The organism is Pseudomonas sp., assembly GCF_002796985.1.
Classification (GTDB): Bacteria; Pseudomonadota; Gammaproteobacteria; order Pseudomonadales; family Pseudomonadaceae; genus Pseudomonas.
Map to the genome: position 1 here is coordinate 322118 of NZ_PEKX01000007.1, position 17333 is coordinate 339450.

Annotated in this window: 15 protein-coding genes and 1 riboswitch; of the genes, 2 read left to right on the top strand and 13 right to left on the bottom strand. The window is 67.8% G+C overall.

The annotated features are described in order from the left end of the window. Positions 1-267 precede the first annotated feature (267 nt). The 12 genes from CTR55_RS07035 to CTR55_RS07090 form a co-directional block, all read right to left on the bottom strand. Positions 268-1320 carry a L,D-transpeptidase gene (locus CTR55_RS07035; protein ID WP_296285202.1) on the bottom strand — a complete coding sequence of 351 codons (1053 nt, stop codon included), beginning with the start codon at positions 1318-1320 and terminating at the stop codon, positions 268-270. A gap of 391 nt (positions 1321-1711) precedes the next feature. Next, complete coding sequence (locus tag CTR55_RS07040; RefSeq protein WP_296285203.1) at positions 1712-2416, bottom strand: pseudouridine synthase; 705 nt, start codon at positions 2414-2416, stop codon at positions 1712-1714. Next, complete coding sequence (locus tag CTR55_RS07045) at positions 2416-2643, bottom strand: cysteine-rich CWC family protein (protein WP_296285204.1); 228 nt, start codon at positions 2641-2643, stop codon at positions 2416-2418. The genes CTR55_RS07040 and CTR55_RS07045 overlap by 1 nt, the downstream gene beginning before the upstream one ends. 99 nt (positions 2644-2742) lie before the next feature. Next, positions 2743-3576: a DUF4824 family protein gene (locus tag CTR55_RS07050; protein ID WP_296285205.1), complete on the bottom strand. Its 834-nt coding sequence runs from the start codon at positions 3574-3576 to the stop codon at positions 2743-2745. Continuing rightward, complete coding sequence (locus CTR55_RS07055; protein WP_296285206.1) at positions 3573-4649, bottom strand: DUF2157 domain-containing protein; 1077 nt, start codon at positions 4647-4649, stop codon at positions 3573-3575. The genes CTR55_RS07050 and CTR55_RS07055 overlap by 4 nt, the downstream gene beginning before the upstream one ends. A gap of 239 nt (positions 4650-4888) precedes the next feature. Continuing rightward, the gene (gene atzF / locus CTR55_RS07060; protein ID WP_296285207.1) at positions 4889-6697 is read right to left on the bottom strand and encodes an allophanate hydrolase; all 1809 of its coding nucleotides are present in this window, start codon (positions 6695-6697) and stop codon (positions 4889-4891) included. Between the two features lie 332 nt (positions 6698-7029). After that, on the bottom strand, positions 7030-10836 hold the full coding sequence (locus tag CTR55_RS07065) for a 5-oxoprolinase/urea amidolyase family protein (protein WP_296285208.1): 3807 nt from the start codon (positions 10834-10836) through the stop codon (positions 7030-7032). 251 nt (positions 10837-11087) lie between these two features. Beyond that, positions 11088-11723 (bottom strand): urea amidolyase associated protein UAAP2, encoded by a 636-nt coding sequence (locus CTR55_RS07070; protein WP_296285209.1) that lies wholly within the window; start codon positions 11721-11723, stop codon positions 11088-11090. 11 nt (positions 11724-11734) lie between these two features. Further along, the gene (locus tag CTR55_RS07075) at positions 11735-12454 is read right to left on the bottom strand and encodes an urea amidolyase associated protein UAAP1 (protein WP_296285210.1); all 720 of its coding nucleotides are present in this window, start codon (positions 12452-12454) and stop codon (positions 11735-11737) included. 10 nt (positions 12455-12464) lie between these two features. Then, positions 12465-13271, bottom strand: a complete 807-nt coding sequence (locus tag CTR55_RS07080; protein WP_296285211.1) for an ABC transporter ATP-binding protein — start codon at positions 13269-13271, stop codon at positions 12465-12467. Beyond that, positions 13268-14083, bottom strand: coding sequence for an ABC transporter permease (locus tag CTR55_RS07085; RefSeq protein WP_296285212.1), 816 nt, complete (start codon positions 14081-14083; stop codon positions 13268-13270). The genes CTR55_RS07080 and CTR55_RS07085 overlap by 4 nt, the downstream gene beginning before the upstream one ends. 203 nt (positions 14084-14286) lie before the next feature. Then, positions 14287-15351 carry a putative urea ABC transporter substrate-binding protein gene (locus CTR55_RS07090; RefSeq protein ID WP_296285213.1) on the bottom strand — a complete coding sequence of 355 codons (1065 nt, stop codon included), beginning with the start codon at positions 15349-15351 and terminating at the stop codon, positions 14287-14289. A gap of 57 nt (positions 15352-15408) precedes the next feature. Next, positions 15409-15507, bottom strand: a riboswitch (guanidine-I (ykkC/yxkD leader). A gap of 267 nt (positions 15508-15774) precedes the next feature. Here CTR55_RS07090 and CTR55_RS07095 point away from each other — a divergent pair. Together CTR55_RS07095 and CTR55_RS07100 are read left to right on the top strand one after the other, a co-directional pair. Continuing rightward, on the top strand, positions 15775-16032 hold the full coding sequence (locus CTR55_RS07095; protein WP_081517603.1) for a DUF1145 domain-containing protein: 258 nt from the start codon (positions 15775-15777) through the stop codon (positions 16030-16032). A 123-nt stretch (positions 16033-16155) separates the two neighbouring features. Continuing rightward, complete coding sequence (locus CTR55_RS07100) at positions 16156-16320, top strand: hypothetical protein (RefSeq protein WP_296285214.1); 165 nt, start codon at positions 16156-16158, stop codon at positions 16318-16320. A gap of 52 nt (positions 16321-16372) precedes the next feature. On the opposite strand, the gene CTR55_RS07105 is transcribed toward CTR55_RS07100, so the two are convergent. Further along, positions 16373-17284: a LysR family transcriptional regulator gene (locus tag CTR55_RS07105; protein WP_296285215.1), complete on the bottom strand. Its 912-nt coding sequence runs from the start codon at positions 17282-17284 to the stop codon at positions 16373-16375. Positions 17285-17333: the final 49 nt, after the last annotated feature.

Here is a 17333-nt window from a genome sequence, read left to right on the forward strand (position 1 = left end):
TCGGTAATTACGAACTCTCCGCTGCGGCAGAATGCCCTGAGGCGCTGTGTTTCCTCACGGGAAAGCGGGAAAGAACTCACCCCGGACAGGCGCCTTGACTCTTTGTGTCTCGAGATTCTTCGGCTACTTGCACGGCCTGCATTAGGCCGTCTGTCCGCAGGTGAGGGCTGGCAGTGTGGCGGGAGATGGCGGTCGATGGCGCAGTGGAAGGATGAAGACGCTGTAGGGGAAATCTGGAGCGGCCTGGCACCGCTCCGGCTCATCCGCTTACTCCACGGACTGGTTCTTGACCGGCTTCTGCTCCGCCTTGCGGTCGTTGGTGGTGATCACGGTGAAGTCCGGGTTGCTGCGCATGTCGCGGGTGGACGGCAGGTCGGTGATCACCAGGGTGCTACCGACATCCATGCTGGCCAGCAGGTTGCGCAGGAATTCCCGGTCGAGGCTGAACTTGCCCAACTGCTCGGCGGGCGACAGGCCGCGCTGCGGATCACTGACCTGCACGCTGGTCCAGCGCAGGTTCGGGCTCACACTGTCGATCTCGGCCGGGGAAGGCTTCTCCATCAGGGAGAAGGCGGCGACGCCGGTTCTTTCCTCGGGGTGTTCGAAGGCCACCGGCGCGGTGCCGATCTGCAGGCCGCCACGGTAGACGTAGAGGCGACGGTCGGCGCGGCTGACCAGCACGGAAACCGGGCCCTTTTCCGCGCCCGGATCGCTCCAGAACGGCACCACCATGCCGCTGTCCTCGTGCGGGCCGGCGGCGCGGCCGGCGCTGACGATGGGGGCGAGCAGGCCGGGGTGGTAGACCTCCACGGGCGAACTCTTGGCGTCGGAGATGATCACGGTGGTGGAGGTGAAGCCGGTGACTTCGTAGAGCTTCTTGGCGAACGCCATGGGCAGGCGGATGCAACCGTGGGACGCCGGGTAGCCCGGCAGGTTGCCGGCATGCAGGGCGATGCCGTCCCAGGTCAGGCGCTGCATGTAGGGCATGGGCGCGCTGTTGTAGAGGTCGGAGTGGTACTCGACTTTCTTCTGCAGGATGGAGAACACGCCGGTGGGGGTTTCCTTGCCCTTCTTCCCGGTGCTGACGGTGGCCACGCCGATGGCGATGCCGTTGCGGTACACGTAGGCGCGCTGCTCGGTGAGGCTGACTACCAGGGTGACCGGGCCCGCCGGGGAGATTTCCGGGTACCAGAGGAACTGGCCGGGCTTGAGCGTCTTCAGCGCGGCCTGCAGGTTCGAGAGCGGCGAGGGCTTGCCCGGACTGGCAAAGGCGACGCTGGCGCTCAGGGCGATCAGCAGGGCTACCGACAGTTTCTTCATTACCTTTCCTTGGAACGAGGGCATGGCAGGCAGCTTAGCCAAGCAGCGACGGTGGCTGCAAACTGCCGGGCTGAGCGGTGCGCGTAGGTTTTTTCTGAACGTCGAGCGGCGCGCGAGACGTAGGAGCAACTGTCTTCCTCTGGATAGCCCGTGCCCGCGCGTCCCCTTTACCCCAACCCGCCCCTCACGGAGAGGTGGCCGAATGTGCCGGCTGACGCCATGGTTTTATCCTGCTCCGAACTGTCCCCTCTCCCCCTGGGAGAGGGCTAGGGTGAGGGCATGCCTTGGCACGGAATTTCAGGTAGGAGCGAACTCTGTCCGCGATCGATTCAACAGTGGCTCCTGCCTGGCAGACGGTGCCGGGCCCAGCCATCGCGGACGAATTCCGCTGCTACATGCCCTGGTCCAGTTCAGCGATTTCCGACGCGGTCAGCACGCGGTACTCGCCGGCTTGCAGGGCCGGGTCGAGCACGAGGCTCCCCATGCTCTCGCGGTGCAGACGAGTCACCTTGTTCTGGAAGTGGCCGAACATGCGTTTGACCTGGTGGTAGCGTCCCTCGTGCAGGGTCAGGCGAGCAGCGTGGGAGCCGAGGATTTCCAGTTGGGCGGGCAGGGTGGTGAGGTCCTCGAAGGCGAAGTACAGGCCCTGTTCGAAGGTCGCGATGTAGCGTTCCTCGATCGGATCTTCAGTCTCGACGTAGTAGACCTTGGGCAGCTTGCGCCCTGGCAGCGTCATGCGCCGTGACCACTGGCCGTCGTTGGTGATCAGCAACAGGCCGGTGGTGTTGTAGTCCAGACGGCCGCCGATGTGCAGCTCGTGCTTGTCCGGCTCGTCCAGCAGGTCGAGCACGGTGCGGTGCTCGGCGTCGCGGGTGGCGCTGACGCAGCCGGCGGGCTTGTGCAGCATGAAGTAGCGCGCCGGCTTGCCGGCCTGCAGTAGCTCGTCGTCGAGCTCCACGCGGGAAAATTCGCGCACCTCGTGGCGGCTATCGCGCACCACCTGGCCGTCGACGCGCAGGCGACCTTCGGCGAGCAGTTGGCGGGCCTGCTGGCGGTTCAGGTGGGGCAGGTTGGCGATGAAACGGTCCAGACGCATCAGGCGTTCTCGGCGTCCGGGCTCGGCGCTGCAAGCCCGGCGGCGCAGCGCGGGCACAGGCACGCGCGGTCGACCAGCTCGGGCGGAATGCTCTCCAGCGCCTCGCGGTCGACGGGCGTGCTGAAGCACCAGCAGCTCTGGCCGGCCAGCGCCGGATCGGCCTGGGTGCAACGGTTGGACTGGCCGCAGAGCGGGCAGCGGCTGGTGTCGGGAATGACGTTATTCATGGCCGATCAGGGCGGGGACAAGGTGTTGATGCGGGGGCACAGGGTGCAGCGCCGACCCTCATCGCGCAAGCGGATTCGGATCGGCGCGGCGGGGCCTGGTCAGGGGATGTCGATACGCTCGATCCAGGGTTCCAGGCGCCGGCCGAAGGCGACTTCGGCGGTGTAGGGCTGGGCGCTTCCGTCCGCGGTCCGTGCAGGTCGCGAGAAGACCTGGTCGAGGCGTTCGCGCCACGGATACGGCACGTTGAGGCTGTCGGTGCCAACCGAGCTGGCGGTGCCGCCCAGCGTCCAGATGTGCTGGTAGTAGTTGGAGATGGGGCGAACGCGGCCGTGGACGATCAGGTAGCGCTGGCGGTCGGGGTATTGGGCGCGCAGGGTTTGCAGGTCCAGGCCGACGTCCTTGAGCAGCAGGCGCGTGTCGGTTTTCTCCTCGCTGTCCAGCTCGCGGCGGATGAAGTCGCGCTCGTCGGCCAGGCGCGCATTCTGCGGCGCAGCGTCGGCGGCGAGGCGGGCTTCGTCGAGGCGCTTGCGCGTCAGCTGAACCTCGCGCTGGTACAGCGGGCCGTTCAGCTCCAGGACCAGCAGGGCGTCGCGAGATTGCTGGCGGCCGAAGCGCGGGGCGCTGTCGTCATCCACCTGCGCCGGCATGGCGAAGCCCAGCTTGGCCATCTTTTGCGCATCGATGGCTGGCAGCCAACCGCGATTGTGCCGCGTGCTTTCGTCCCGCGTGGGTGTGCGCCAACGCAGGCGCAGGCTCAGGCCGCTGTTCTCGTTGTGCCAGGAGCTGTTGCGGTCCAGCTCGCGCTGGCTCAGGCGCAGCACGCTGTCCGGCTCGCCCGAGCGGTTCCAGGCGACGCCGGCGAGGGCGACGGCGTTGACCAGCAGGATCAGGCCGATGCCGCCGATCAGGGCATGGGTGCGCGTCCAGTTCATGACGAAGGCCCTCCCAGCAGGCCGTGGGCCCGGCGCAGGCGGCGCAGCACCAGCAGGATCAGCACCGCGCAGAGGCCCAGCACGAGGAAGAACAGGTACTTGGGCATCACCTCCCACCACCAGTCGAAGAACTTGGTGTAGAGGAAGATCACGAAGAAGGTCAGCCCGGTGTTCACCACCTCCGGCCATTCGCGGCGCGCGCCGAGCCAGATGACCAGCGCCGAGGCGGCGAAGCCGAGCACCTGGTAGAGGTTCTCTACGTTGCTGACGCCCTGTGGCAGGTAGCTGCCTCCTCCCCAGTTGGCCAGCACCAGCATCGGCAGGAACAGCCCGAGAAGGCCGAACACCCGGTAGATCGTGGCGAAGCCGTCGAAGCGGTTCTGCGTGATGAACGAGGGAACGAGGAAGATCAGCAACGCGGCGGGGAAGAAGTTCTCCGGGCGCTCACCGACGTCCAGCCAGTAGACACCGCTCCAGGTGCCGACCCGCGCGGCGACGTAGCCCATCACGCAGATCAGCGCAGCGCTCAGCAGCAGGCGCGTGTTGCAGGTGTAGGCCAGCAGCAGGGCGTAGGCGGCCCAGGGCAGCAGGGCTTTGTCGGATGGGGTGATGTTGAAGATCTGCCCGACCATGATCACGTTCAACACCAGGCAGGCGAAGGCGAGCATGGCGCCCAGCTTGGCGAAGTAACCAGAGGCATCGCGGCGTTGCAGGGCGAGGGTCAGCAGCAGGCTACCCACGGCCGCGGCGATGAGGATAAGCACCTGGGCGGTTTCCGCGAACAGCCCCCAGAACTGGTAGAACAGGAAGAACAGGCTGGCGGCCAGGGCCAGCGCGCCGAGGAAGGAGGCGATGCGCATGCCCAGGGAGAGGCGATGGTCCTGGCTGTCGCGGTCGATGTCGAAGCGCGCGCGGTAGTCGGCGAGCAGGCGTTGCTGGTGGTCGTGCAGGCGTTCGCTTTGGGCGTTGTCGAGGGCCAGGGCGCCTTCGTCGTGCAGGCGCTGGAGCTCGCGCTCGAAGGCCTGGATATCGTTGACGCGATGCTGCGCCTGCTGGTGGCTGAGGTCGGGCATGACCGGTCCTTGCGGCGGGTGATGCTGGGACTCTAGCTGGTGGCGCGGCGGGGTTCCATGGAATTCCAGGGAACCATTTCGCGGGGGCGGACCATCGCGGACGAAGTCCGCTCCTACGCGCGGGCCCGTTTTCGGAGCGTTGTAGAAACGTAGGGCGAATAAGCTGGGACAGGTTATCCGCCGACCTTGCGCGGCGGATAACGCTGGCGCGTTATGCGCCCTACGAAATCTCGCTGTGATCAGCTACGGCTTTGCAGCCACGCGCGCCAACCGCCGAAGCGGCTGATGTCCTCGGCGCCGTCCAGGCCCCAGGCGTCACAGATGAAGCCGGTCTCCCAGCTGCCATCGTCCAGCTGCACCTTGCCCAGCCCCAGCGGCGCGGGGATGCCGGTGAGGAAGGAGCCCAACTCGGCGCTGGGCAGTTCCCAGACTTCAACCTCGATGGCCACGCCGCCTTCGGCCACGCGCAGCATGCCGGGGCGCAGCGGCGGGCCGCCGGCCAGGGCATAGAGTTTGTAGGCCGGAGCGCTTTGAGTGGCGCGCAGCAGGCGGGCGCCGCGCTGGCGCAGTTGCCAGTTCAGCGCCAGGCCGTCGAGGTGCGCGCCGCACACCACCAGGCGCGCGCGGTCGTTACGCGCGGCATTGGCGGAGGACGCCGGGGCGATGCCGTTGCCGCCGGTGAGCGGCAGGTTGTGCCGGCGTTGCAGGGCGTCGGCCACGCCGAGCAGGTACTGGTCGGTGAAGGCGCGGCCGAACAGCGTCACGCCCCAGGGCAGGCCGTTGTCCATGATCGCGCTGGGCACGGCGACGGCAGCGTAGTCCAGCAGGTTCATGAAGTTGGTGTAGTAGCCCAGCTCGGAATTGCGCTTTACCGGTTCGGCGTGCAGCTCGTCCAGGGTCACCGGGCGGCCGATGGTGGGCGTCAGCACGCAGTCGAGGTCGGCGAGGATCGCATCGCACTGAGCCTTGAGTTCCTGCAGCCGGTACTGCGCGCGGAACGCCTGCACGGCGGTGGCGCCCGGAGCTTTCGCCAGCACGTCGCGGATCACCGGCAGTACGGCTTGTGGGTCGCGCTCGATCAGCTCGCCGGCCACGCTGTAGCGCTCGGCCACCCAGGGGCCTTCGTAGAGCAGGCGCGCAGCTTCGAGGAAGGGCGCGAAGTCGATCTCCCGCGCCTCGCCGCCCAGGGCCTTGAGCTGGTCGAGGGCGTCGGTGAACAGCACCGGGCCTTCGTGGCAGCCGAAGAATTCCAGCTGATCGGCTCGGGGCACGCCGAAGCGGAAGGGTTTGGGTGCACCGAAGGCGCTGGCGTCGTTCCAGGCGGGATTGGCGCGGCTGTAGCCGTCCTGTGGATCGAGCCGGGCGGTGAGTGCGAGCAGCTCGCTGGCCTCGGCGGCACTGGCGGTGAAGTAGGTGATGCAGTCCAGCGTGCGGCAGGCCGGCACCAGCCCGTGGTTGGACAGCAGGCCCTTGCTCGGCTTGAGCCCCAGCAGGCCGTTGAGCGCCGCCGGCACGCGGCCGGAGCCGGCGGTGTCGGTGCCCAGGGCGAAGGTCGTCACTCCCAGTGCCACGGCCAGCGACGAGCCTGCGCTGGAGCCGCCCGAGGGATACTCCGGCAGCACGCTGTTGCGGCATTCGCCGTAGGGCGAGCGGGTGCCGTTGAGGCCGGTGGCGAACTGGTCGAGATTGGTCTTGCCCAGCGGGATGGCGCCCAGGTCGATCAGTTGCTGCACCAGCGTTGCCGAGGATTCCAGCGTGTAGGCAAAGGCCGGGCAGGCGGCGGTAGTGGGGATGCCGGCGAGGTCGATGTTGTCCTTGATGGCGAAGGGGATGCCGTAGAGCGGCAGCGCCTCGGGGGATTTCTCGTCCAGTGCGGCGAAGTAGGGCTCCAGTTCTTCCAGGCTCAGCAGGTGGATGAACAGGTGGTAGTCCGGGTTCAGCGCGGCGGCCTTTTTGCGCAGCTCGGCGATCAGCTGGCGCGGCGTGGCGCGGCCTTCGCGGTAGGCGGTGCGCAGGGTGGCGAGGCGGAGGTCGAAGGGGTGGGGCATGGTCGGGATTCCTTGGGGTCTGTCAGTTATTCGCTCAGACTGCCCTCACCCCGGCCCTCTCCCGGAGGGAGAGGGGGAAGAGCAGTCCGGCGCGGTGTCTGTTTCCAAGCACGACCCATCAGGCGGTGGGCCGTGGTTTTGGGTTCCGGTGCTGGGCGGATACCCTCTCCCCGGCCCTCTCCCTGAAGGGAGAGGGGGAAGTGCGCTCCTGCGCGAGATCTAACGATGAGTTTTCAGGAGAAGTCGGAAGTTGCCTCTCGCTCCGAACAACTCCCTCTCCCGCTTGCGGGAGAGGGCTGGGGAGAGGGGCTCTTGGCTCTGCGCGGACCCGTTCACGCCTCCTCCATCACCACCACCCGCTGCCCGGCGCGCACCGGTGAGCCGGGCTGCACGCGGACCTCGCGGACCACACCGTCGCGCGGGGCGGTGAGGGGGATTTCCATCTTCATGGATTCGAGGATCACCAGGATGTCGCCGGCCTTGACGCTGGCGCCGGCTTCCACCTGCACCTGCCAGAGGTTGCCGGCGATGTGGCTTTCGACGGCGTGCTGGCCGGCGCCGAGCGGGGCCTCATCGCCGGTATCGGCGGCGGCTTCGTCGCTCTCGAAGTGGGCCTGGCCGGAGGCGATCCAGCGCTCACGTTCGGCATCGAAGGCGGCGCGCTGGTGGCTGCGGAAGGCGGCAATGCTCCCGGCTTCCTCGGTGAGGAACTGCTGGTAGTCGGCCAGGCGCAGTTCGCTGTGCTCGATGCGCAGCGGGTAGCGGCCCAGCGGGAAGTCGCGGCGGATGCGCAGCAGCTCCTCGGCGGACACCGGGTAGAACCGTATCTGGTCGAAGAAGCGCAGCAGCCACGGCTTGCCGTCGAACGCCGCGACCTCGCGGTAGCGGTTCCACATCTGCAGGGTGCGGCCGACGAACTGGTAGCCGCCGGGGCCTTCCATGCCGTAGACGCACATATACGCGCCGCCGATGCCCACGGAATTTTCCGCAGTCCAGGTGCGTGCCGGGTTGTACTTGGTGGTGACCAGGCGGTGGCGTGGGTCCAGCGGCGTGGCCACCGGCGCGCCGAGGTAGACGTCGCCCAGGCCCATCACCAGGTAGCTGGCCTCGAACACGGTGCGGTACACCGCCTCCAGGTCCGGCAGCTCGTTGATGCGGCGGATGAACTCCAGGTTGCTCGGGCACCAGGGCGCGTCCTTGCGCACGGTGGTCATGTACTTCTCGATGGCCAGCTGGCAGGCCGGGTCGTCCCAGGACAGCGGCAGGTAGACGATGCGCGACGGCACCTTGAGATCCTGCGCCGCGCAGACGGCGTCCCACAGGCCGGCGACGGATTCCAGCAGGCTTTGCAGCGGCAGGGTTTCCGGCTGGTAGTGCACCTGCAGCGAACGGATGCCGGGGGTGAGGTCGATCACGCCGGCCAGGGCTCTCGCTTGCAGAGCTTGCATCAGCGCGTGGGCGCGGAAGCGCAGGACCAGGTCCAGCTCGGGCTGGCCGATTTCCAGCAGCAGGTGGGTGTCGCCGGAGAGACGGGCGACCAGGCGGGTGTCGTCCTGGCCGAGGTCGAGGACGATGGGGGAGGGGAGACTGGTGCTCGGGCTGCCCTCACCCCCCGCCCTCTCCCGCAAGCGGGAGAGGGGGCTGTCCGTGCCACCGGGAAACACTGTGCCCGCCGGCAACGCCGGACCGCTCCCTCTCCCTCCGGGAGAGGGCTGGGGTGAGGGGAAACCGGCGGCATCGGAGTTGGGCTGGACTGTAGGAGCGAGCTTGCTCGCGAACGCAGTTTCGCCTGGCGCTCCGGTGACATGCGGTTCGCGAGCAAGGGCTGAGGCGCCCCCCTCGCTCCTACGAAAAGCCGCAAGCTCGCGGGCGGTGGAGATGTCGATGGGGAGGAAACGCACCCTGTCCCCGGCCTTGAGCTGGCCGAGTTGCCAGAGGTCGGCCTCGATCACCGTCACCGGGCAGACGAAGCCGCCCAGGCTCGGGCCGTCCGGGCCGAGGATCACTGGCATGTCGCCGGTGAAGTCCACCGCGCCGATGGCGTAGGGGTTGTCGTGGATGTTCGATGGGTGCAGGCCGGCCTCGCCGCCGCTCTCGCGCACCCATTCCGGCTTCGGGCCGATCAGGCGCACGCCGGTGCGGCTGGAGTTGAAGTGCACTTCCCAGTCGGTAGCGAAGAAGGTGTCGATGTAGGCCGGAGTGAAGTATTCCGGCGCGCCGTGGGGGCCGTAGATCACGCGGACCTGCCGCACGGCTGGCAGATCGGTGCGCAGCTCGGGCGGCAGGCTGGCGCCGTGGCTGTCGTCCGCCAGTTCCGCCAGGTGCAGCACATCGCCGGCCCGCAGGGCGCGGCCGCCGTGGCCGCCGAACTGGCCGAGGGTGAAGGTGCTTTTGCTGCCCAGGTAATCCGGCACCTGCAGGCCACCGCGAAGGCACAGGTAGCTGCGCGCACCGGCGCCGCCAACGGTGCCGAGGCTGAGGGTGGAACCGGCGGCGATGAACAGCGAGGTGTCCATCGGCTGTTCGACGCCATCCAGGCTGATCGGCAGCGCCGCGCCGGTGACGGCCACCACCGCGTCGGTGTTGAAGCGCAGGGTCGGGCCGCTCATGGTGATTTCCAGCGCGGCGGCGCCCTCGGGGTTGCCCAGCAACCGGTTGCCCAGGCGCAGTGCGCGGTCGTCCATCGGCCCGGACGGCGGTACGCCCACAGCCCAGTAGCCCAGGCGGCCGGGGTAGTCCTGCACGCTGGTCTGGGTGCCGGCGCTGAGTACTTCGAAGGTCTGCGCGTGGTAGCGCAGGCCCTCAAGGCAGCGGGTCCAGGGCGAGCCGCTGGCGAAGGGCACATCGGCAAGAATCTGCCGCAGGTAGTCGCGGTTGCATTCCACGCCGTAGAGCTGGCTTTCGCCGAGGGCGCGGTCGAGGCCGGCGCTGGCCAGCTCGCGGGTCGGCGCCCAGGCGATGAGCTTGGCGATCATCGGGTCGAAGTAGGGCGGAATCTCGCAGCCGGCCTCGACCCAGGTGTCGATGCGCAGCGTCTTGCCGTCGGCGGCCGGGAACTGCACGGCGGTAAGCAGGCCGGGGCAGGGCTGGAAGTCGCGGCCGGGGTCTTCCGCGTAGAGGCGCGCCTGGATCGCGTGGCCGCTGGGTTTCAGCGCGGCGGCCAGCTCGGCCAGGGGCGGCAGGTCGCCGGCGGCCAACTCGATCATCCAGCGCACCAGGTCGACACCCCAGACCTGCTCGGTGACACCGTGTTCGACTTGCAGGCGGGTGTTCACTTCGAGGAAGTAGAAGCGCTGCGCCTCGCTGTCGTAGACGAATTCCACGGTGCCGGCGCTGCGGTAGCTGACGGCTTTCGCCAGCTGGATCGCCGCCGCGCACAGGGCTTCGGCCATGCCGGCGGGCAGGTTGGGCGCCGGGGTTTCCTCCAGCACTTTCTGGTTGCGCCGCTGCACCGAGCAGTCGCGCACACCGAGGGCGATGACCTCGCCCTGGCCGTCGCCGAACACCTGTACTTCCAGGTGGCGGGCGCGCTGGATGTACTTCTCGATGAACACCCCCGAGTCGCTGAAGTTGTTCTGCCCCAGGCGCTTCACCGCGTCGAAGGCGTCGCGCAGTTCTTCTGCCGAGCGACACACGCGCATGCCGATGCCGCCGCCACCGGCGGTGCTCTTGAGCATCACCGGGTAGCCGACTTGTTCGCCCGCACGCAGGGCGGCGTCGAGGTCTTCCAGCAGGTCGGTGCCTTCGAGCATCGGTACGCCCTGTTCACGGGCGAGGGCGCGGGCGGTGTGCTTGAGGCCGAACACCCGCAGCTGCTCAGGCGTCGGGCCGACGAAGGCGATGCCGGCGGCTTCGCAGGCTTCGGCGAAGGCGGCGTTCTCGGAGAGAAAGCCGTAGCCGGGGTGGATCGCCTTCGCGCCGCTGTCGCGGGCAGCCTGGAGAATCTTCTCGACCACCAGGTAGGTGCTCGACGCGGGGCCTTCGCCGAGGCTGATGGCCTGGGCGGCCTGCTGGATGTGCAGGCTGGCGGCGTCGGCTTCGGAGTAGACGGCCACGCCCTCTACTTGCAGGTCACGAAGCGTACGCAGGATGCGGCAGGCGATGGCGCCGCGGTTGGCGATCAGGAGCTTGTCGAACATGAGGGCGTCCCCATGGGGTGGCGGGCCGTCCCGCCGTCATTCGGTGCGCGCCGCGGTCGTCCGTGGCGTCGAAGTGCACTTCGTAGGAGCGAGCTTGCTCGCGAACCCGGCCTAGCTCCGGTGCTCGGACGAGGTCTGTTCGCGAGCAATAACGATGGCGTCCCCCTCGCTCCTACAGGTTTTCAGCGTCGGGCTGCATTGGGCGCTGCGGCTCTGGCAGAGCGCGAACAGCCACTGGCGCAGGCGCGTGGTCAATCCCATACCAGCAGCTCCGCCGGGGTCGGGTTCCAGCCATTGCAGGGGTTGTTGAGCTGCGGGCAGTTGGAGATCAGGACGATGACGTCCATGTGTGCGAGCAGCTCGACGTACTTGCCGGCGCCGGAGATGCCGTCCTCGAAGGTCAGGCCGCCCTCGGCGGTGACCGGCACGTTCATGAAGAAGTTGATGTTGTGGCTGATGTCGGCCTTGGTCAGGCGGCCGTCGTGCAGGCTGGCGCGCAGGAAGTTGTCGCGGCAGCTGTGCATGTAGCGCTTTTCCAGGGCGTAGCGCACGGTGTTGCTCTCCTGGGCGCAGGCGCCGCCGAGGGTGTCGTGGCGGCCGCAGGTGTCGGCGCTGATGGTCAGCATCGGGTTGCCGAGGTTGGACCAGAGCACGCTGCCGGCGCTGAGGTAGACCTGACCCTGCTTGCGCAGGGTGCGCTGCACGTCGTAGCGCTCGCGCGGGTTGGCGGCGCTGAAGAACAGCGTGTCCACCGCCTGGTTACCTTCCAGGTCGAGGATGCGCAGGGTCTGCCCGGCCTTGAGTTCGGTGAGGCTGGGTTCGCCGGCCGGGATCAGGGTGCGCGAGACGCAGGCTTCGGGGTGTTTGTCGCTGGGGACGATGGGCATGCTCGCGCTCCTTACAGGTACTGGCGTTCGGTGTTGTGGAAGCCGCGGCCGTTCTCCGCGCGGGAAGTGCGGCAGAGCACGCTGATGCCGTCGGACGCGACCTGCTGCCAGGTCAGGCCGATGGGCTTGGGCGCGTACTGCGGGTTCGGGTCCAGCGGGTGCTGCAGGGCGGTGAGCACGACGAGGGTGTCCATCGGTGCGTAGAGCTCGACGTAGTCGCCGGCCTTGGAGTTGCCCTGGGCGAAGCGCAGGCAGCCGTCGGCGTCGACGTCCACGCGGCTGAACAGGTTCAGGCACATCAGCAGGTCCTGCAGGCGCATGTCCCACTTGCCCATTTCCACCAGCAGGTTGTCCACGCCGTTGCGGTGGAAGCCGTTGCGCAGTTCCTGGTAGCGGCCCGCGCCGTATTTCTCCTGCACCTCGGCGGCGTTCAGCACGCCGCCTAAGCTGTCGTGCCAGCCGCAGCTGTCGGCGCTGATGGCGGCCAGCACGCGGCCCATGTCCGAGTACAGGCAGTGGCCGGCGGTGAGGCGCGCGGTGTGCTGGCACTTGAGGCTGTCAGGCAGGTTCAGCCGCTCGCTTTTCTCGGCGGCGTTGAACAGCAGCACGCTGGCGTTGCCGCCGCCTTCCAGGTCGGTCAGGCGCAGCACCTGGCCGCGCTTGAGGATGAAGGAGGTGTGGCCGCCACCGGGGACGGTTTCCTCAAAGAGGGTGGTGCGCAGTTCGTTCATGGCGGGCTCCTTAGTAGGCCGGCGTGATCGCGGGCTCGGCGGCGGGTTGCAGGCGCGCGGCGAGCGTTGCCGGCAGGGCGGCGCGGGCAGCCCGGCGGTCGGTGTTGAGCGGGATGTCGTAGGTGATGCGGGCGCCGTAGGCGCTGGGCGCCTGCGGGTCGTGGCGGACCTTGTCGAAGACCAGCAGGCGGGTGCCCAGGCTGAAGCCCTCGGCGAGGTCGTGGGTGACCATGAACACGGTGAGCCGGGTTTCCTGCCACAGCTCCAGCAGCAGGGCGTGCATGTCCTTGCGGATACCCGGGTCCAGCGCGCCGAAGGGTTCGTCGAGCAGCAGCACGCGCGGCTTCATCACCAGCGCCTGGGCGATCGCCAGGCGTTGCTGCATGCCGCCGGAGAGGGCGCTCGGATACTGCTGCAACGCATGGCCGAGGCCGACGCGCTGGAGCAATTCGGCAGCCTGTTCGCGCGCCTCGCGCTTGGCCGCGCCGAATAGCCGGCCGAGCAGCGGCGAGCGCGGTAGTTCCAGGCCGAGGGCGACGTTGTCGAGCACGGACAGGTGCGGGAACACCGAGTAGCGCTGGAACACCACGCCACGGCTCGGGTCGGGTTCGCCCACCAGTGGCCGGCCTTCGAGCAGCAGCTCGCCACGGCTGGGACGTTCCTGGCCGAGCAGCAGGCGCAGGAAGGTGGACTTGCCGCAGCCGGAGGCGCCGACCAGGGTGCAGAACTCGCCTTCCTGCACTTCGAGGTTCAGGCGTTCGAGTACCACGTTGCCGTCATATTCCTGCCAGACGTTCTTCACCTGGATGAAGCTCATGCCTTGGCTCCTTCGTACCAGGGGAAGGCGCGCCGGGTGAGCGCGCGCAACGCCCAGTCCATCAGCCAGGCCAGTGCGGTGATCCACACCACGTAGGGCAGGATCACGTCCATGGCCAGGTAACGGCGCACCAGGAAGATGCGGTAGCCCAGGCCGTCGGTGGAGGCGATGGCCTCGGCGGCGATGAGGAACAGCCAGGCCGAGCCGAGCATCAGGCGCAGGGAGATCAGCAGGCGGGGCATCAGTTGCGGCAGCACCACGCGCAGGATCAGCGTCCAGGTGCTGGCGCCCAGGGTCTGCGCCTTGATCAGCAGTTCGCGGGGGATTTCCCGGGCGCGCTGTTCGATGTCGCGGGCGATGCAGGGGGCGACGCCGATGACGATCAGCACCACCTTGGACAGCTCGCCGAGACCGAAGACGATAAACAGCACCGGCAGGATCGCCAGTGGCGGAATCATCGACAGCACGGTGAGCAGCGGCGACAGCGGGGCACCGAACAGCGGCACGCTGCCGGCGGCGATGCCCAGCACCAGGCCGAGCAGGGCGGCGATGGAGAGGCCCATTGCCAGGCGTTGCAGGCTGGCGCCGGTGTCCCTCCAGAACAGCACTTCGCCGGTGCGCTTGTCTTCGCTGAAGGCCAGGCGGTTCACCGCGTCGGCCATCTGCACGGCGCTGGGCAGCAGCTTGTCATTGGGGTTCTCCGCCAGCCGCGATGTGGAGCCTGCGAAATAGGCGAACAGCAGCAGGGCGAAGGGCAGCAGTACCAGGAACAGGCGGCTGCTGCGGTCGGGGGTTCGGTTGATCAGGCGCATGGGTCGTACCTGTGGATTTCTGTGTGAAGCGCCCTCTCCCTAACCCTCTCCATTCGGAGCGGGGCGCGCAGCCAGGGTGGGGAGAGGGGCTCTTGTAGGAGCGAGGGGGACGCCCAGTTCTTGCTCGCGAACAGAGTTCCGCCTGGCACTCAGGTGCCATGCGGTTCGCGAGCAAGCTCGCTCCTACGAAAGGCCCAAGAGCCTCAGAGCTTCCCGTCAGCCGCCATCTGCACGTAGGTTGGGTCGAAGCGCAGCTTGAGGTTCTGCACATCGCCGGTGGTGTGGCCGGCCGCGAAACTCATGCCGACCGCTTCGGCGCTTTTCGCGCCCTCGCCCAGCAGGCCGTGGGCGAAGGAGAAGGCCGCGACTTTGTCCATGGTCGCCGGCAGTTTCGGGCTGGTGGCGAAGGCCAGCGCTTCTTTCGGCGTGGCAAACAGCCTGGTGGTGGCGAGCTGGCTCTGGTAGCCGGCGAGGTCGGTGCCCGAGGCCTTGGCCATGTGCTCCAGCGCGGCACGGGTTTCGGCGCTGTCGCCCTGCATCAGCGCGACAGTCTCGAACCAGGCTCCGACCAGCGCCTTGCCCAGCGCGGGGTTGTCCTTCAGGACGGCGCTGTTGACCACCATCATGTCCATGATCTCGCCGGGGACCTGGCTGGAGTTGAACACCTCGGTGGTGCCCGGCTTGGCGCGCGCCTCGGCGAGCATCGGGTTCCAGGTGGTCACGGCCTGCACGTCGTCGGTATTGAAGGCGGCGGCGATGTCGGCGTCGGAGGTGTTCACCGTGGTCACGTCCTTCTCGCTGAGACGGGCGTTTTCCAGGGCGCGGGCGAGCAGGTAGTGGGAGACGGACAGCTCCACCAGGTTGACGTTCATGCCCTTGAGGTCGGCCGGGGTCTTGCCTTCGCCCTTGACGACGATGCCGTCATTGCCGTTGGAGAAGTCGCTGACGATCAGCGCGGTGGAGTCGACGCCGCCGGCGGCGGGGATGGTCAGGGCGTCCATGTTGGTCATGGTGCAGCCGTCGAACTGGCCGGCGGTGTACTGGTTGATCGACTCGATGTAGTCGTTGAGCTGGGTGACCTTGATCTCGATGCCGTACTTCTTCGCCCACTTGTCGACGATGCCGTGGCTGGCCGCGTACTCCCAGGGCATCCAGCCGGCGTAGAGGGTCCAGCAGAGGTTGAAGCTGTTCTTCGCGGCGGCGGAAGCGGAGAGACTGAAGGCCGCGAGGCCGGCGGCGAACAGGGCGGTCAGAAGGGGCTTGTGCATGGAGCATCTCCAGTCGATTGGCGGGCAGGCAGGAGTCGGGCGGCACTTGTCGCTCTCGTCTCCCGGGCTTTTGTCCCGCCGTGTAACCTCGCTGGAGGTCGATGACTCTCGGACCAGTCACTCGCTGCGCGAGCCGGAACCCTAGTCATCCATTGTCAGATTGTGGTGCCGCTGTCCGAATGGTTCGGATCGTTCCTGCACAGCGGGAACAAAGCGAGCGGCGTGCCAAGTTGGCGAAAGTGCCGGGGCAGAAGGGCTGCGGCGAATCGGGGCGGATTTTTCGCTGCAACGGAGGGCGGGGGCCCGCCCTCAAATGAGGCGCGCCGCCGCATCCTGGTGCGCGGGGCCAGTCGAAAGGCAGGAGCGTGCCGGGCGTGCCGGGCGGCAGACTGCAGCGACCTTCACCTTGAGGAATCCATCGCCATGTCCGAGTTGCTGAGCTTTGCCAAGGGTGCGTTGACCATGTTCTGGGTCGCCGCCGTACTCAACCTGATCTATCCCTTCGGCGAGCTGCATCGCCCGCTGCTGTGGCTCTCCGCGATCCTGCTGGTGGTGCATGTGGGCGAGGTGCTGTTGCTGGCGCGCCGTCGCTCCTGGCTGGAGCAGGTGCAGGTGTTGCTGTTCGGCGTGCTGCATCTGCAGAGCCGGAAGGTGCGCCGGCTGGCCACTGTAAACGGCTGATTTACCCAAGCTTTACCTTGGCGCGTGGCACCGTCTTCTGACGGATATGTCTGATCCTGTGAGACCGGAAGAATGTACGCCCCGCATCCCGGCGGGGCGGCCGGCTCGCCTGATGGAGGCGCCATGCGTCGTTTCTTCGCTGCTGTACTGATGATCCTTCCGCTGACCGGCTGCGTGGTCTACGAGCATGACCACGATCGCGGTGGCTGGCGCGACCGGCCGCACTACTACCGCCCGGCGCCGCCGCCGGCTTACTACGGTGGCCCGTACCAGGGCTGGCACCGTTGAGGGGTGGTCCTGATGGGTATCGCTGCGCTCCACGCCATCCTACGAAAAGCGCTTATGACGCGGTGTTGAACGCCGCGTCTTCTTCCAGCAACAACTCGACGAACTGGCTGGCCGCAGGCGAGAGGCTGCGGCTGGCATGGCGCACCAGGGCGTAGGCGGAGCCGCGCCCCGAGACATCGCTGCCATTGGGCCAGGGCAGCACCGCCAGTCGCCCGGCCTGCACATCCGCAGCCACCACATCCCAGGTGGCGAGGCAGAGCACGTCGCTGCTTTTCACCAGTTCCTTGAGCATCAGCACGTCATCGCATTGCACGCTCAACGGCTGCTCGCGGCCGAGGGTACGCACCATGCCCTCATGGGCGTCACGCGGCAGGCGCGGGCCGGCCAGCGGGTAGTCGAGCACGCGCTCCACCGATGCTCTGGTGCCCACCAGTGGATGCCCCGGCCGGCAGAACAGCACGCCCCGGTGCACCCGCAGCGGCAGGATGTCGAGGCGGCTGTCGCCTTCCAGTTCCCGGTAGTCGGCGATGAACAGCTCCAGCTCGTCGTCCAGCAGGCGCTGGTGCAGCTCGCTCCAGTTCTCGATGGACAGCAGGACCGTCACCTTGGGGTGCGCCCTGCTGTAGCGCGCGAGCGCCTGCGGCATCAGCCGTGCGCCGGGGAAGGGGCCGGCGCCCAGACGCAGTTCGCCGGTTTCCAGGTCGGCCAGTTGCAGCACCGCGTTCTTCAGCGCGCGGTCGCCGGCCAGCAGGCGGCGCGCGTGTTCCAGCACCAGCCGGCCGTGGGCGGTAAGGGTGATGCCGCGCGGGTTGCGGTCCACCAGTTGGCAGCTCAACTGGCCTTCCAGCGCCTGGATGCTCCGCGACAGGGCGGGTTGACTAAGATTCACCGCATCGGCGGCACGGGCGAAGTGGCCGTGCTCGGCGAGTGCGACGAAGTGGCGTAGCTGGCGGAGATCGCTCATGCGCTTCCTGCATTGATTGTGAATTTGGAATGCATTGGAATTATTAGCG

Excerpts from the sequence above, each read along its gene's own strand:
- CTR55_RS07035 (WP_296285202.1), bottom strand. The coding sequence starts at position 1,320 with ATGAAGAAACTGTCGGTAGCCCTGCTGATCGCCCTGAGCGCCAGCGTC.
- CTR55_RS07040 (WP_296285203.1), bottom strand. The coding sequence starts at position 2,416 with ATGCGTCTGGACCGTTTCATCGCCAACCTGCCCCACCTGAACCGCCAG.
- CTR55_RS07045 (WP_296285204.1), bottom strand. The coding sequence starts at position 2,643 with ATGAATAACGTCATTCCCGACACCAGCCGCTGCCCGCTCTGCGGCCAG.
- CTR55_RS07050 (WP_296285205.1), bottom strand. The coding sequence starts at position 3,576 with ATGAACTGGACGCGCACCCATGCCCTGATCGGCGGCATCGGCCTGATC.
- CTR55_RS07055 (WP_296285206.1), bottom strand. The coding sequence starts at position 4,649 with ATGCCCGACCTCAGCCACCAGCAGGCGCAGCATCGCGTCAACGATATC.
- atzF (WP_296285207.1), bottom strand. The coding sequence starts at position 6,697 with ATGCCCCACCCCTTCGACCTCCGCCTCGCCACCCTGCGCACCGCCTAC.
- CTR55_RS07065 (WP_296285208.1), bottom strand. The coding sequence starts at position 10,836 with ATGTTCGACAAGCTCCTGATCGCCAACCGCGGCGCCATCGCCTGCCGC.
- CTR55_RS07070 (WP_296285209.1), bottom strand. The coding sequence starts at position 11,723 with ATGCCCATCGTCCCCAGCGACAAACACCCCGAAGCCTGCGTCTCGCGC.
- CTR55_RS07075 (WP_296285210.1), bottom strand. The coding sequence starts at position 12,454 with ATGAACGAACTGCGCACCACCCTCTTTGAGGAAACCGTCCCCGGTGGC.
- CTR55_RS07080 (WP_296285211.1), bottom strand. The coding sequence starts at position 13,271 with ATGAGCTTCATCCAGGTGAAGAACGTCTGGCAGGAATATGACGGCAAC.
- CTR55_RS07085 (WP_296285212.1), bottom strand. The coding sequence starts at position 14,083 with ATGCGCCTGATCAACCGAACCCCCGACCGCAGCAGCCGCCTGTTCCTG.
- CTR55_RS07090 (WP_296285213.1), bottom strand. The coding sequence starts at position 15,351 with ATGCACAAGCCCCTTCTGACCGCCCTGTTCGCCGCCGGCCTCGCGGCC.
- CTR55_RS07095 (WP_081517603.1), top strand. The coding sequence starts at position 15,775 with ATGTCCGAGTTGCTGAGCTTTGCCAAGGGTGCGTTGACCATGTTCTGG.
- CTR55_RS07100 (WP_296285214.1), top strand. The coding sequence starts at position 16,156 with ATGCGTCGTTTCTTCGCTGCTGTACTGATGATCCTTCCGCTGACCGGC.
- CTR55_RS07105 (WP_296285215.1), bottom strand. The coding sequence starts at position 17,284 with ATGAGCGATCTCCGCCAGCTACGCCACTTCGTCGCACTCGCCGAGCAC.